Raw genomic sequence first — 14,060 nt, forward strand, 5'->3', positions numbered from 1 at the left:
CGGAGGACATGCCTGTGAACCATCGCCCCCCTTACGAGTGCCCTGCACTCGGTCGCGAGCAAGCTTGCTCCTACAGTGAGCCACTGGTCCGTGCCATCGACTGCGCCATGATCCCCTATCGGGGCGACATGGCTGCACTCGGTCGCGAGCAATGCTCCTACGATGAGCCGGTTGTCCGTGCTCCTGGCTGCGCCACGATCGCCTGTAGGAGCAAGCTTGCTCGCGATCGATCTCACGGCCACCGCCGTCTCGCCCTGGGCACCCTGACCCTGGCCATCGCCCTGGCCGGTTGCGCCGGCCTGCCGGACCAGCGCCTGGCCAATGAAGCGCTCAAGCGCGGCGACACCGCCCTGGCCGAGCAGAATTACCGCCAGCTGGCGGACCTGGGCTACAGCGACGCACAGGTTGGCCTGGCCGATATCCAGGTGGAAAGCCGCGATCCGGCCCAGCTCAAACTGGCGGAAGCGACCTACCGCGCCGCCGCCGACACTTCGTCCCGGGCCCAGGCCCGCCTGGGCCGCCTGCTGGTGGCCAAGCCCGGCGCCAGTGCAGCCGAACACCGCGAAGCCGAAGGCCTGTTGAAAAAGGCCTTCGCCAATGGTGAAGGCAACACCCTGATCGCCCTGGCGATGCTCTACCTGCAATTCCCCCAGAGCTTCCCCGAGGTCAACGCCCAGCAACAGATCAGCCAATGGCGCAACGCCGGCTACCCGGAAGCGGGCCTGGCGCAAGTGCTGCTCTACCGCACCCAGGACAGCTACGACCAGCATCTGGACGAGGTGGAAAAGATCTGCAAGAGCGCGCTCAACAGCAGCGACATCTGCTACGTCGAGCTGGCCACCGTGTACCAGAAACGCGCCCAGCCAGACCAGCAGGCCGCCCTGCTCAAGCAACTGCAAACCGCCTACAGCCGTGGCGCGGTCGGTGCCCAACGGGTCGACAGCGTGGCCCGGGTGCTCAGCGATGCGAGCCTCGGCCAGCCGGATGAAAAGACCGCGCAAGCGCTGCTCGAGCAGATCGCCCCCGGCTACCCGGCGTCCTGGGTCAGCCTGGCGCAATTGCTCTACGACTTCCCCGCCCTGGGCGACGTCAAGCAGATGATGGAATACCTGGACAACGGCCGCGCCGCCGACCAGCCCCGCGCCGAACTGCTGCTGGGCAAGCTCTACTACGAAGGCAAATGGGTGCCGGCCGATGCCAAACAGGCCGAAGCGCACTTCCAGAAAGCCGTCGGCAAGGAAGTCGCCGCCGATTACTACCTGGGGCAGATCTATCGCCGGGGCTACCTCGGCCAGGTCTACTCGCAAAAGGCCCTCGACCACCTGCTCAAGGCCGCCCGCAACGGCCAGAACAGCGCCGACTTCGCCATCGCCCAACTGTTTTCCCAGGGCCGTGGGACCAAGCCCGACCCGCTCAATGCCTACGTGTTCAGTCAACTGGCCAAAGCCCAGGACACCCCACTGGCCAATGAGCTGGCCCAACAACTCGACGCACAGCTGCCGCCTGCCCAACGCCCCGATGCCCAGCGCCTGTTGCAACAGGAACAGCGCCTGCGCGGGACCCTGAGCCGCAACCCGCTGGACCTGCGACAAGTCCTGCAGGAAGGCGACCGCGAGGAAAAAACCTTATGACTCTCAATCCTTTCGTCAAGGCCGGTATCGGCCTGAGCTTTGCCCTGCTCTGGTCCTGCCCGAGCCTGGCGGCGATCACCGAGACCAAGAACTTCGGCCTCGAAGTGAAAATCACCGGTCAATCCGAAGACGACCGCGACCTCGGCACCCTCAAGGGTGGCGACGTCAACGGCATCGGCCTGGACCTGCGGCCGTGGGTCTACGGCGAGCGCGGCAACTGGAGCGCCTACGCCATGGGCCAGGCCGTGACCGCCAGCGACATCATTGAAACCGACACCCTGCAACAGGCCGATGCCAGCCAGGAAACCTCGAGCAACGACGCCCGCAAGCCGGACAAAAGCTACCTGGCCCTGCGGGAATTCTGGGTCGGCTACAAGGGCCTGACCCCTTATCCGGGCGAGATGCTGAAACTCGGTCGCCAGCGCCTGCGCAATGACGACGGGCAATGGCGCGACACCAATATCGAGGCGCTGAACTGGACCTTCGACACCACCCTGCTGCGGGCCAACCTGGGCGCCGCCGAGCGCTTCAGCGAATACCGCACCGACCTCACCGAACTCGCGCCCCAGGACAAGGACCGCCTGCATGTTTACGGCGACGTCGCCTACCAGTGGACACCCGGCCAGTGGCTCGGCGTACGCGCCCACCACACCCATGACGACGGCAAGCTCGACTACCCGACACCCGGCGTCGTCGCCGACCCGCTGGACAAAAAGGCCAACGGCGACCTGACCTGGCTCGGTCTGGAAGCCGACAGCGATGCCTACAATTTCAAAAACACCAACACCGTCAACTACTGGGCCAGCCTGACCGGCATGAGCGGCCACCGCGACAGCGTCAACCCGCTCAACGCCGACGGCAGCCGCCCCGTGGATGCCAGCCAGGGCAGCCATATCAACGGCTGGGCCACCGACCTCGGCGTGCGTCTGCGCCTCGACCCGAACTGGCAGGTCGGCGCCGCCTATGCCCGCGCCAGCGGCGACTACGAACAGAACGGCCTGGAAAGCAACCGCTCGAACTTCACCGGCACCCGTTCGCGGACCCACCGTTTCGGCGAAGCCTTCCGTGGCGAAATGAACAACCTGCAGACCGCCACCCTGTTCGGCTCCTGGCAGCTGCGCGAAGACTATGACGCGAGCCTGATCTACCACAAGTTCTGGCGCGTCGACGGGCAAAAGGACGTCGGCAGCAACGGCATCAACGCCGTACAGGGCAACTACGACGACGCCACCGGCGCCCTGCTCTCCAGCGCCTCGCTGCCGTTGCAGGACGGCAAGAAAGACCTGGGCCAGGAAGTCGACCTGGTGCTGACCAAGTACTTCAAGCAAGGCCTGCTGCCGGCGGCCCTGAGTCAGTCCATCGACGAACCTTCGGCGCTGGTGCGCTTTCGCGGCGGCGTGTTCAAGCCCGGCGATGCCTACGGCAAGAACGTCGATTCCTATATGCACCGCGCGTTTGTCGACGTGATCTGGCGCTTCTGATGCAGACCGCCAAGGGAGTGACCGAGATGAACCACAGCGCCCTGCAAGGCTCGCTCAGCGTATGGGCCGGCGCCCTGCTGCTGGCCAGTAGCGCGGCCTTTGCCAGCGTCGACGTGCCGCCGGTTAAAACCGGGCACGCACCGATCCTGGCCAAGGAACTGCAACAGGCCAAGACCTACACCGTTGGCAGCGCGCCGACCGCGCCGCTGCACCTGGAAAAACCCAAGCTGCCGGACCTGCGCGGCTACACCGCCGAGGCCGTCGCGGCGAAGATCGTGCGCAGCCAACCGGGCAAGATCAGCGTCCGCCGGATGATGCAGGAAGACGCCCTGAAGGACTTTATCGGCGGTGACAACAAGATGGCCGAATGGGTGGTCCGTCAGCACGGCATTCCCCAGGCGATCTTTATCGACGACGGCTATATCAACCTCAAGGACCTGAGCAAGAAACTGCCCAAGCAATACATCAGCGAAACCTCGCCGGGGGTGTTCCTGGCCAGGCTGCCGATCGTGGTCGGACGCAAGGGCATCCTTGAAATCGACAAACAGACCCAGGAACTGCGCCTGTCCCAGGAAGGCGGTGCGTTCCTGATCAACGACGGCCAGCTGTTTATCCGCGACACCAGGGTCACCGGCTGGCGCGAAGCGGACAACGGCCCGGCGACCTTCCGTTCGCCCAAGGAGTTCCGCCCGTTCCTGCTGGCCTGGGGCGGCACCGAGACCTATATCGTCAACAGCCGGATGGCCAGCTTCGGCTACGCCAACAGCAAGTCCTATGGCGTGAGTATTTCCCAGTACACGCCGAACATGGCCAAGGTGCTCAAGCGGCCCGAGCCGACCGGCTGGATCATCGGTTCCGAGTTCTCGGACATGTGGTACGGCTTCTACTGCTACGAGACCCGTGACTTCGTGCTCAAGGGCAACATCTACCGCGACAACATCGTCTACGGCATCGACCCCCACGACCGTTCCCATGGGCTGATCATCGCCGACAACACGGTGCACGGGACCAGGAAAAAGCACGGCATCATCATTTCCCGGGAGGTGAACAACAGCTTCATCTTCAACAACCGCAGCTACGACAACCACCTCTCGGGCCTGGTGATCGACCGTAACAGCGTCAACAACCTGGTCGCCTACAACCAGATCTACACGAACCATAGCGACGGCATCACCCTCTACGAGAGCGCCGACAACCTGATCTACGCCAACAAGGTGATCGGCAACAAGCGCCACGGCATCCGCATCCGCAACAGCGTGAATATCCGCCTGTACGAGAACGTCGCCATGGCCAACGGCCTGACCGGGGTCTACGGCCATATCAAGGACCTGAGCGACACCGACCGCGACATCGAGCTCGACCCGTTCGACGCCGAGGTCTCGCTGATCGTGGTCGGCGGCGAACTGGCCGGCAACGGCAGCGGCCCGCTGTCCATCGACTCGCCGTTGAGTGTCGAGTTGTACCGGGTCTCCATGCTCGCCCCGACAAAAAACAGCGGCATCAGCTTCAGCGGGATTCTCGGCGAGCGCCAGGATGAAATTCTCGACCTGCTGGTGCGCCAGCAGAAAGCCGTGCTGATCGACCCCGTCGAACGCCAGACACCCCTGCGGGATTGAGGACGACCTTTATGAACCCACACCTGATCAAACTGCTCGGCCTGTCGGGCCTGGCCGCGGCGATCTTCGCCGCCAGCGGCAACCTCATGGCCGAGGAAGTCCAGGCGCCGAATTTTACCGCCGAGCCCTGCTGCAGCCTGTGCCCGGCAGCCCATGACGCGAAAAACTACGTCAGCCGCTACCAGCAGAACTTCACCACCCTGGTCCAGGCCCAGGGCGACTGGCTGTTCCGGACCCAGGAAGACCTGCGCACCGAGTTCGACACCAGCCCCGCCGGCTACCGGCGCCTGCAACAACTGCACGATGCCTTCAAGAGCAAGGGCGTGGAGTTGGTGGTGGTCTACCAGCCGACCCGTGGCCTGGTGGATCGCAACAAACTGTTCCCGGCCGAGCGCGCCAAGTTCGACTATGAAAAAGCCCTGGGCAACTACCAGGCGATGCTCGGACGCTTCGCCAGGATGGGCTACCACGTGCCGGATCTGTCACCGCTGACCAACGAGCAGCAGGCCCACGATTTCTACTTCCGTGGCGACCAGCACTGGACTCCGTACGGCGCCGAGCGCACCGCGAAGATCGTTGCCGAGACGGTGAAAAAGATGCCGGGCTTTGCCGACATTCCCCACCGTGAATTCGAGACCAAGGTCTCCGGGCGCATGGGCAAGACCGGCACCCTGCACAACATGGCCGGCCAGCTCTGCGGCACCAGCTACGCGATCCAGTACATGGAACAGTTCAGCACCGAGCCCAAGGGCGAAGCGGCGGACGGCGACCTGTTCGGCGATGCCGGCAACCCGCAGATCACCCTGGTGGGCACCAGCCACAGCGGCAAGAACTACAACTTCGCCGGCTTCCTGCAGCAGTACATCGGCGCCGACATCCTCAACGTCGCCTTCCCCGGTGGCGGCCTGGAAGGCTCGATGCTGCAGTACCTGGGCAGCGAGGCGTTCCAGAAGACCCCGCCGAAGGTGCTGATCTGGGAATTCTCGCCGCTGTATCGCCTCGACCAGGAAACCATCTACCGGCAGATGATGGCCCTGCTCGACAACGGCTGTGAAGGCAAGACCGCCGAGATGAGCGCCAGCAGCACGCTCAAGACGGGCAAGAACGAACTGCTGGTCAACAGCAACAACCGCGACCTGCGCAACAGCGGGCACCAGGTCGATATCCGCTTCGCCGACACCTCGGTGAAAACCCTGCACGCCACCCTCTGGTACATGAACGGTCGCCACGAGGACATCAAGATCGAGAAACCGCAAACCTCCGACACCGACGGACGTTTCGCCTTTGAACTGCGCACCGACGAAGACTGGGCCAACCAGAACCTGCTGGCCGTCGAAGTCCAGGGCCCGGAAGCGGGCACCGCGCCGCAGCAAGTCGAGGCGAAGATCTGCAAACGCAACGTATTCCCCAGCGCCGAGCCCCATGTGGCACAGGCCGGGTTATGAGGAGCCTACCGATGAAACTGCGCACACTGCTTGCCCCTTCGCTGCTCGGCCTGGCGATCATCGCCGGCTCGGCCCAGGCCGCCGCGCCACTGCGTCCACCCCAGGGCTACCTGGCCGCCATCGACAAGGTCAAGGCCAGCGACAATAGCGACGGCTGCGACACCATGCCCCCGCCCTACACCGGCTCGTTGCAGTTCCGCAGCAAATACGAGGGTTCCGACAAGGCCCGCTCGACACTGAATGTGCAGTCGGAAAAAGCCTTTCGCGACACCACGTCCGACATCACCAGGATGGAACGCGGTACCAGCAAGCGGGTGATGCAATTCATGCGCGACGGTCGCCCGGACCAGTTGAGCTGCACCCTGAACTGGCTGACCGCCTGGGCCCAGGCCGATGCGCTGATGTCCAAGGACTTCAACCACACCGGCAAGTCCATGCGCAAATGGGCGTTGGGCAGCATGGCCTCGGCCTATATCCGCCTGAAGTTCTCCGACTCCCGTCCGCTGGCGACCCACCAGAAGGAAGCGCAACTGATCGAGGCCTGGTTCAGCAAGATGGCCGACCAGGTGATCAGCGACTGGGACAACCTGCCGCTGGAAAAAACCAACAACCACTCGTACTGGGCGGCCTGGTCGGTGATGGCGACAGCAATCGCCACCGACCGTCGCGACCTGTTCGACTGGTCGGTGAAGGAATACAAGATCGGCGCCAACCAGGTCGATGCGCAGGGGTTCCTGCCCAATGAGCTCAAGCGTCAACAGCGGGCCTTGGCTTATCACAACTATGCGTTGCCGCCGCTGGCGATGATCGCCAGTTTTGCCCTGGCCAATGGCGTGGACCTGCGCCAGGAAAACAATGGTGCTCTGAAGCGCCTGGGTGATCGGGTGCTGGCCGGCGTGAAGGATCCCGAGGAGTTCCAGGCCAGGAACGGCAAGGAACAGGACATGACCGACCTCAAGGTCGACTCGAAATTTGCCTGGCTGGAACCGTACTGCAGCCTCTACACATGCGCGCCGGAGGTGCTTGAACACAAACATGCGATGCAACCGTTCAAGACCTTCCGCCTGGGCGGCGACCTGACCAAGGTCTACGACCCGACGCACGAGAAGGGCAACCAGTAGCACCAGGCACACCGCTTTTTTTGTGGGAGCCGGCTTGCTGGCGATAGCGGCCGAACAGGCGATGCAAGGCTCATGGGCCTCATCGCTGGCAAGCCAGCTCCTACAGGGGATCGTGGTGGATTCGGATGTGATGCACCCCCCAATTTCCATGGGGGGTTTGGGGGGGCTTCGGCCCTTGACCGTTGACGAAACAAGGAGAGCTCGGGATGGTCTTTTCATCCAACGTATTCCTGTTCCTGTTCCTGCCGATCTTTCTCGGCCTGTACTACTTGAGCGGGCAACGCTATCGCAACCTGCTGTTGCTGATCGCCAGCTACGTGTTCTACGCCTGGTGGCGGGTCGACTTCCTGGCGCTGTTCGCCGGCGTCACCCTGTGGAACTACTGGATCGGCCTCAAGGTCGGCGCCGCCGGCGTGCGCAGCAAACCGGCCCAACGCTGGCTGCTGCTGGGCGTCGCCGTCGACCTGGGCATCCTCGGCTACTTCAAGTACGCCAACTTCGGCGTCGACAGCCTCAACGCGATCATGACCTCGTTCGGTCTCGAACCCTTTATCCTGACCCACGTGCTGCTGCCGATCGGTATCTCGTTCTACATCTTCGAGTCCATCAGCTACATCATCGACGTCTATCGCGGCGACACCCCGGCGACCCGCAACCTGATCGACTTCGCGGCCTTCGTGGCGATCTTCCCGCACCTGATCGCCGGCCCCGTGCTGCGCTTTCGCGACCTCGCCGACCAATTCAACAACCGCACCCACACCCTCGACAAATTCTCCGAGGGCGCCACGCGGTTCATGCAGGGCTTTATCAAGAAAGTCTTTATCGCCGACACCCTGGCGGTGGTCGCTGACCATTGCTTCGCCCTGCAACACCCGACCACCGGCGATGCCTGGCTCGGCGCCCTGGCCTACACCGCGCAGCTGTACTTCGACTTCTCCGGCTACAGCGACATGGCCATCGGCCTGGGCCTGATGATGGGCTTCCGCTTTATGGAGAACTTCAAGCAACCCTATATCAGCCAGTCGATCACCGAGTTCTGGCGTCGCTGGCATATCAGCCTGTCGACCTGGCTACGGGACTACCTCTACATCACCCTGGGCGGCAACCGCAAAGGCACGCTGACCACCTACCGCAACCTGTTCCTGACCATGCTGCTCGGCGGCCTGTGGCACGGCGCCAACCTCACCTACATCGTCTGGGGTGCCTGGCACGGCCTGTGGCTGGCGCTTGAAAAAGCCCTGGGCATCGACACCTCGCCACGCCGTTTCAACCCGATCCGCTGGGCCCTGACCTTCCTGCTGGTGATCATGGGCTGGGTGATCTTCCGTTCGGAAAACCTCCACGTCGCAGCACGTATGTACGGCGCCATGTTCAGCTTCGGCGAGTGGTCGCTGTCGGAACTCAACCGCGCCAGCCTCACCGGCCTGCAAGTGGCGACCCTGGTGCTGGCCTACGCGACCCTGGTGTTCTTCGGCCTGCGGGACTTCTACAGCAACCCGCCCGCCGCCAAGGCCAAACCCGCCGATGGCCCGGCCAGCGCACAACCCGGCCTGATCAAGGCCGTCCCCGGCGAAGCAGCCGGCAGCATTCATGAACCCGGCTACAGCGTCGGCAGCGAGGCCCAGGTGCAACCGGCCTACTGGGTCGCCGACTGGCCGCGCTACCTGATGCGCACCCTGGTGCTGCTGCTGTTTATCGCCTCGATTCTCAAACTCTCGGCGCAAAGCTTCTCGCCGTTCCTCTACTTCCAATTCTGAGGGAGCCGACCATGACCCGCTCATTACGCATCCTCTACATCGCCCTGTTCCTCGCCACCTTGCTGGCGCTGGGGCTGTGGTCGCTGCGCAGCTTTATCGGCTTCAGCACCAACGCCGACGCCACCCTGCTCGACGGGCGCTGGGCCAAGGCGGTGGAAACCCGTTACGACGGCGAATTCCCGATCAAGCGCCTGGGCACCAACCTCTGGGCCGCGCTGGACTTCAAGCTGTTCAACGAAGGCCGTCCCGGCGTGGTGCTGGGCCGCGACCAGTGGCTCTACAGCGACGAGGAATTCAACCCCATCGCCGGCGAGCAGCAGAACCTGCAAGGCAACTACGCCCTGGTCGAAGGCGTGCGCCAGACCCTCAAGGCCAAGGGCGTGAAGCTGGTGATGGCGATCGTTCCGGCCAAGGTCCGCCTGTACCCGGAACACCTGGGCGATGTCCGTCCGGCGAGCATCCACGCCAACCTCTACCAGGACTTCCACGCCCGGGTCGCCGCCGAGCGGATCCTCGCCCCCGACCTGCTGGGCCCGCTGCAACAGGCCAAGGCCCAAGGCCGGCAAGTATTCCTGCGCACCGACACCCACTGGACCCCGGACGGCGCGCAGATCGCCGCGACCCAACTGGCCGACGCCATCAGCCAGCACGCCCCGCTCAGTGGCGAGCCGCAGCGCTTTGTCACCGAAGCCGAGAAGACCGAACAGCACAAGGGCGACCTGACCCTGTTCCTGCCGCTGGACCCGCTGTTCAGCAACCTGATGCCGCCCCAGGAGCCCCTGGAAAAACGCACCACTCGCGCGGTTGACGATCAGCCGGCCGGCGAAGACGCATTGTTCGCCAACACCGAAGTCCCGGTGGCGCTGATCGGCACCAGCTACAGCGCCAACCCGAACTGGAACTTCGTCGGCGCGCTGAAACAGGCCCTGCACCGCGACGTGGTGAATTACGCCGAAGACGGCCACGGCCCGATCCTGCCGATGCTCGCCTACCTGGAAAGCGACGCCTTCAAGAACAGCCCGCCGCAGCTGCTGATCTGGGAATTCCCGGAGCGCTACCTGCCGGTCAACAACGAAATCGGCGATGCCGACCCGCAGTGGGTCGCGCAACTGAAAGCCGCTGGAATCCGTCAACAGAACCTGGTCCAGAACACACCTAAATCCGAGTCGCCTGTACGGGCGCAAAACTGAAAGAGGTACTTACCATGACCTTCAACATCACTCGTAAAAACACTCAACCGCGCATGGTCAAAACCCTGGCCCTGGCTGCCGGCCTGAGCCTGCTGTCCCTGCCGGTCTGGGCTGGCGGCGATGCCGCGCTGTACGGCCCGGTCGCGCCGAAAGGCTCGAGCTTTGTGCGTATCTACAACGCCAGCAACCAGGAAGTCAGCGCCACCATCGGCGCCACTGCGATCAATGACGTCGCGCCGCTGGCCAGCAGTGATTTCAGCTTTATGCCCGGCGGCGACTACAGCGCCAAGGTCGGCAGCCAGGCCCTGCCGCTGAAACTGGCCGCCGAGCACTATTACACCCTGGTCAACAACGCTGGCGGCCAGCCGCAACTGATCGAAGAGCCGCCGTTCAAGAACAAGCAGAAGTCCTTGGTGCGGGTGCAGAACCTGAGTGACAAGGCCCTGACCCTGAAGACCGCCGACGGCAAGACCGACGTGGTCCAGGCGGTGGCGGCCAAAGGTCGCGGAGAGCGCGAGATCAACCCGGTGAAAGTCAGCTTTGCGCTGTACGACGGCGGCACCAAGGTCAGCGACCTCAAGCCGGTGGCCCTGGAGCGCGGCGAAGCGGCGGTGCTCTACGTCACGGGCAACGGCAGCAACCTGTCGCCGGTCTGGGTCAAGCGCCCGGTTTCGACCCGCTAATGAATTCGCCAGGCGAACACAAACCTCATGCCCTCCGCTGATGCCCCTGTGGAAGCCCAACCTGTGGGAGCGGAGCTTGCCCGCGAAGAGGCCCTTAAGAGCGCTAAAAGCTTCGCGGGCAAGCTCCGCTCCCACACAAACAGCGCCCCCATAAGGAATGCGGTCACCTTGAGCCCTTCGCCCGGCCCGAAACAACAACAAGAGTGAAACGACAGAACGCAGTAGCTCTAACCCATAGATCGCTTAAAGGAGTAACACCATGATTCCAGTAATCCTCTCAGGTGGTAGCGGCTCACGTCTTTGGCCGCTTTCGCGCAAGCAGTTTCCCAAGCAATTCCTCGCCCTTACCGGCAAGGAAACGCTGTTCCAGCAAACCCTCGAACGCCTGGTATTCGACGGCATGGAAAGCCCTATCGTGGTCTGCAACCTGGACCACCGTTTTATCGTCAACGAACAACTGAGCAGCCGTCAGCTCACCACCCAGCGCATCCTGATGGAGCCCTTTGGCCGCAACACCGCCCCGGCCGTGGCCCTGACCGCCATGCTGCTGGTCAACGAGGGCCGCGACGAACTGATGCTCGTCCTCCCCGCCGACCACGTGCTCGACGACCAGAAAGCCCTGCAACGCGCCCTGGCCCTGGCCACGGTCGCCGCCGAGCGCGGTGAAATGGTGCTGTTCGGCGTCCCGGCAACCAAACCGGAAACCGGCTACGGCTACATCAAGTCGAGCAACGATGCGCTGCTGCCGGAGGGTGTCAGCCGGGTCTCGCAGTTCGTCGAGAAGCCCGATGAAAAACGTGCCATCGAGTTCGTCGAAGCCGGCGGTTACTTCTGGAACAGCGGCATGTTCCTGTTCCGCGCCAGCCGCTTCCTCGAAGAGCTGAAAAAGCACGACCCGGACATCTACGACACCTGCCTGCTGACCCTGGAGCGCAGCACCCGTGACGGCGACGGCGTGATCCTCGACGAAGCCACCTTTGCCCAGTGCCCGGACAACTCCATCGACTATGCGGTAATGGAAAAAACCCAGCGCGCCTGCGTGGTGCCATTGAGCGCCGGCTGGAGTGACGTGGGTTGCTGGTCATCGTTGTGGGAGGTGCATGAAAAGGACGAAAACGGCAACGTCAGCAAAGGCGACGTGGTGATCCAGGACAGCCGCAACTGCATGATCCACGGCAACGGCAAGCTGGTCTCGGTGATCGGCCTGGAAGACATCGTCGTGGTCGAAACCAAGGACGCCATGATGATCGCCCACAAGGACAAGGTTCAGGGCGTGAAACAGATGGTCAACACCCTCAACGAACAGGGCCGCAGCGAAACCCAGAACCACTGCGAGGTCTACCGGCCCTGGGGTTCCTATGACTCGGTGGACATGGGCGGGCGTTTCCAGGTCAAGCACATCTCGGTCAAGCCGGGGGCGTGCCTGTCGTTGCAGATGCACCACCACCGCGCCGAACACTGGATCGTGGTCAGCGGCACGGCCGAGGTGACCTGCGACGAGAAGGTGTTTCTGCTGTGCGAGAACCAGTCGACGTACATCCCGATTGCTTCGGTGCACCGCCTGCGTAATCCGGGGAAGATTCCGCTGGAGATTATCGAGGTGCAGTCCGGTAGTTACCTGGGTGAAGATGATATCGAGCGGTTTGAGGATGTGTATGGGCGTTCGACGGCACCTGAGCAGGAGGTGAAAACCATCGTCCAGTAGGCAACACAGCGTCACTCCCCCGCTTACCGGCTGCGCCCCCCTATCCGCAGTCGGTAAGAGGGGGCTTTACCCGCAGCACCTTGGATGCTTTCCTGCGCCTATCGCTGATAAACACTATTAAATCTACGGCTAAGAAACATCGCTGACAATGCGAGACTGTCTGCGTTACGAGCGGCCATATAAGTACGTAAGCGCGGAGTCGTTTGATGAGCAGCTAAAGCAGCCTGCTTGCTCATAGTAGCGCCTGTAAAGTTGCCCGCACTCTGACTCTGCCACTCGTTCACCAACGCAGTGAAACTTCTTGACGTAGACTTAATCTCCTCCAACTTAATTCGTCCACGCACAGTAATATTCGAAGAATTCACCCTCACAGAAGAGGGCTTCCTTTCGTTTAAATAATAGAAATCATTAGTACTCGCCCCCACACCTGAAAACCGATTAACGCGGGCCAAATGACTGGCCTCATGAATTAAAACAGAAACTTTGGCAAAATTCGATCTACGTTCAAACGCATCACCAATAAATATATGCCCTGCAAAATCAGAAGGATCAACCGAAGCAACATCATCCTTTGAACCTCCTTCGACCCTGATAATCTTACCTCTACCAAACCCGGTATTATGGTATTGCCTTAGCATCTTTTCAGTCCTCTCCCACGCGCCCACAATAGTTTGATGTTCATGAGCATGATCAACACCAAAAAAATCCTGCAACATAGAAGTACTCAGATCAGGTCGATTTTCCAGCAGCCAGCGAGCTTCCTGCAGTGCAAGTGGTGCTTCAAACAAAACGTCAGCCACCGCTTTCCGCTCATCAGGCTCAAAGGCGTCCAGACCATAAGCTGTGACATATTCATTATTTCTCTCGGCAATCTCGTCAATATCCTCTTTCCTTTCGCTCATTGCCCGAGGAGGATTCGCCCGAAAATGTGCCAGCTGTTGATCATCCACTCCCCATAATCCGCTTTGATCAATACGACCCGTGGGCTTTCCTCGAACAAATGCATATACATTCAAACCATCCACATCCCCTTCGGGATCCGGATTGATCCAGCGCTGCAACCACGGCGCGTAATACCTCAGCCCATAATAATAAAGCCCCGTCGCATCACGTTCCTTGCCCGAGTAGCGTACTGTCTTGTAACCCGCCTCCACCTCGCTACGTCCGGCAAACCAGGCCGTACTGCCGTAGGGGTGATAGGTTTCCTGGCTGATCACCTCGGCCTCACTGTCCAGCTCCAGGCTGCTGGAACCCAGATGGTCGGTCAGGTTGTAGCGGTATTGATTATTGGCGATGCCAGACGGTGGTGGTGTTTCCCAGTGCAGCACCTGCATGGCACTGCGTCCGGCCTGTACGCAGATCACTTGCAGCACTTCACCGATGCCTTCACGAGTGCGGATTTCCAGGCCCGGCAAGTAGCGGACTTCCGAC

At 62.1% G+C, this 14,060-nt stretch carries 10 protein-coding genes; 9 read left to right on the plus strand and 1 reads right to left on the minus strand.

Annotation, left to right across the window (positions count from 1 at the left end; translation table 11 throughout):
* Positions 1–107: 107 nt before the first annotated feature.
* The 9 genes from algK to M5B42_RS05955 all read left to right on the plus strand — a co-directional run bounded on the left by algK (position 108) and on the right by M5B42_RS05955 (position 12,629).
* A complete protein-coding gene (gene algK / locus M5B42_RS05915; RefSeq protein WP_248745276.1) occupies positions 108–1,631 on the plus strand; it encodes an alginate biosynthesis TPR repeat lipoprotein AlgK in 1,524 nt (507 codons plus the stop codon).
* Positions 1,628–3,112: an alginate export family protein gene (locus M5B42_RS05920; protein WP_248745255.1), complete on the plus strand. Its 1,485-nt coding sequence runs from the start codon at positions 1,628–1,630 to the stop codon at positions 3,110–3,112. The genes algK and M5B42_RS05920 overlap by 4 nt, the downstream gene beginning before the upstream one ends.
* Complete coding sequence (gene algG, locus M5B42_RS05925) at positions 3,112–4,728, plus strand: mannuronan 5-epimerase AlgG (RefSeq protein ID WP_248745256.1); 1,617 nt, start codon at positions 3,112–3,114, stop codon at positions 4,726–4,728. The genes M5B42_RS05920 and algG overlap by 1 nt, the downstream gene beginning before the upstream one ends.
* Positions 4,729–4,739: 11 nt before the next feature.
* Complete coding sequence (locus tag M5B42_RS05930; protein ID WP_248745257.1) at positions 4,740–6,173, plus strand: alginate O-acetyltransferase; 1,434 nt, start codon at positions 4,740–4,742, stop codon at positions 6,171–6,173.
* Positions 6,170–7,294: a mannuronate-specific alginate lyase gene (locus tag M5B42_RS05935; protein WP_248745258.1), complete on the plus strand. Its 1,125-nt coding sequence runs from the start codon at positions 6,170–6,172 to the stop codon at positions 7,292–7,294. The genes M5B42_RS05930 and M5B42_RS05935 overlap by 4 nt, the downstream gene beginning before the upstream one ends.
* A gap of 206 nt (positions 7,295–7,500) precedes the next feature.
* Positions 7,501–9,051: an MBOAT family protein gene (locus tag M5B42_RS05940; RefSeq protein WP_248745259.1), complete on the plus strand. Its 1,551-nt coding sequence runs from the start codon at positions 7,501–7,503 to the stop codon at positions 9,049–9,051.
* An 11-nt stretch (positions 9,052–9,062) separates the two neighbouring features.
* Positions 9,063–10,241 (plus strand): alginate O-acetyltransferase, encoded by a 1,179-nt coding sequence (locus tag M5B42_RS05945; protein WP_248745260.1) that lies wholly within the window; start codon positions 9,063–9,065, stop codon positions 10,239–10,241.
* A 14-nt stretch (positions 10,242–10,255) separates the two neighbouring features.
* Positions 10,256–10,924, plus strand: a complete 669-nt coding sequence (locus tag M5B42_RS05950; protein WP_248745261.1) for an alginate O-acetyltransferase AlgF — start codon at positions 10,256–10,258, stop codon at positions 10,922–10,924.
* Positions 10,925–11,183: 259 nt separating this feature from the next.
* Positions 11,184–12,629: a mannose-1-phosphate guanylyltransferase/mannose-6-phosphate isomerase gene (locus tag M5B42_RS05955; RefSeq protein ID WP_248745262.1), complete on the plus strand. Its 1,446-nt coding sequence runs from the start codon at positions 11,184–11,186 to the stop codon at positions 12,627–12,629.
* A gap of 98 nt (positions 12,630–12,727) precedes the next feature.
* Here the strand turns inward: M5B42_RS05955 and M5B42_RS05960 are convergent.
* A partial coding sequence (locus M5B42_RS05960; protein ID WP_248745263.1) for an RHS repeat-associated core domain-containing protein occupies positions 12,728–14,060 on the minus strand: 1,333 nt, incomplete at its 5' end.

This window comes from Pseudomonas sp. MWU12-2037 (assembly GCF_023242345.1).
In the GTDB taxonomy this organism is placed as follows: Bacteria; Pseudomonadota; Gammaproteobacteria; order Pseudomonadales; family Pseudomonadaceae; genus Aquipseudomonas; species Aquipseudomonas gingeri_D.

What these genes read in the sequence shown, in the direction of transcription:
- M5B42_RS05940 (WP_248745259.1), top strand. Translation starts at nt 7,501, where the DNA reads ATGGTCTTTTCATCCAACGTATTCCTGTTCCTGTTCCTGCCGATCTTT.
- M5B42_RS05935 (WP_248745258.1), top strand. Translation starts at nt 6,170, where the DNA reads ATGAGGAGCCTACCGATGAAACTGCGCACACTGCTTGCCCCTTCGCTG.
- algG (WP_248745256.1), top strand. Translation starts at nt 3,112, where the DNA reads ATGCAGACCGCCAAGGGAGTGACCGAGATGAACCACAGCGCCCTGCAA.
- M5B42_RS05955 (WP_248745262.1), top strand. Translation starts at nt 11,184, where the DNA reads ATGATTCCAGTAATCCTCTCAGGTGGTAGCGGCTCACGTCTTTGGCCG.
- algK (WP_248745276.1), top strand. Translation starts at nt 108, where the DNA reads ATGATCCCCTATCGGGGCGACATGGCTGCACTCGGTCGCGAGCAATGC.
- M5B42_RS05950 (WP_248745261.1), top strand. Translation starts at nt 10,256, where the DNA reads ATGACCTTCAACATCACTCGTAAAAACACTCAACCGCGCATGGTCAAA.
- M5B42_RS05920 (WP_248745255.1), top strand. Translation starts at nt 1,628, where the DNA reads ATGACTCTCAATCCTTTCGTCAAGGCCGGTATCGGCCTGAGCTTTGCC.
- M5B42_RS05930 (WP_248745257.1), top strand. Translation starts at nt 4,740, where the DNA reads ATGAACCCACACCTGATCAAACTGCTCGGCCTGTCGGGCCTGGCCGCG.
- M5B42_RS05945 (WP_248745260.1), top strand. Translation starts at nt 9,063, where the DNA reads ATGACCCGCTCATTACGCATCCTCTACATCGCCCTGTTCCTCGCCACC.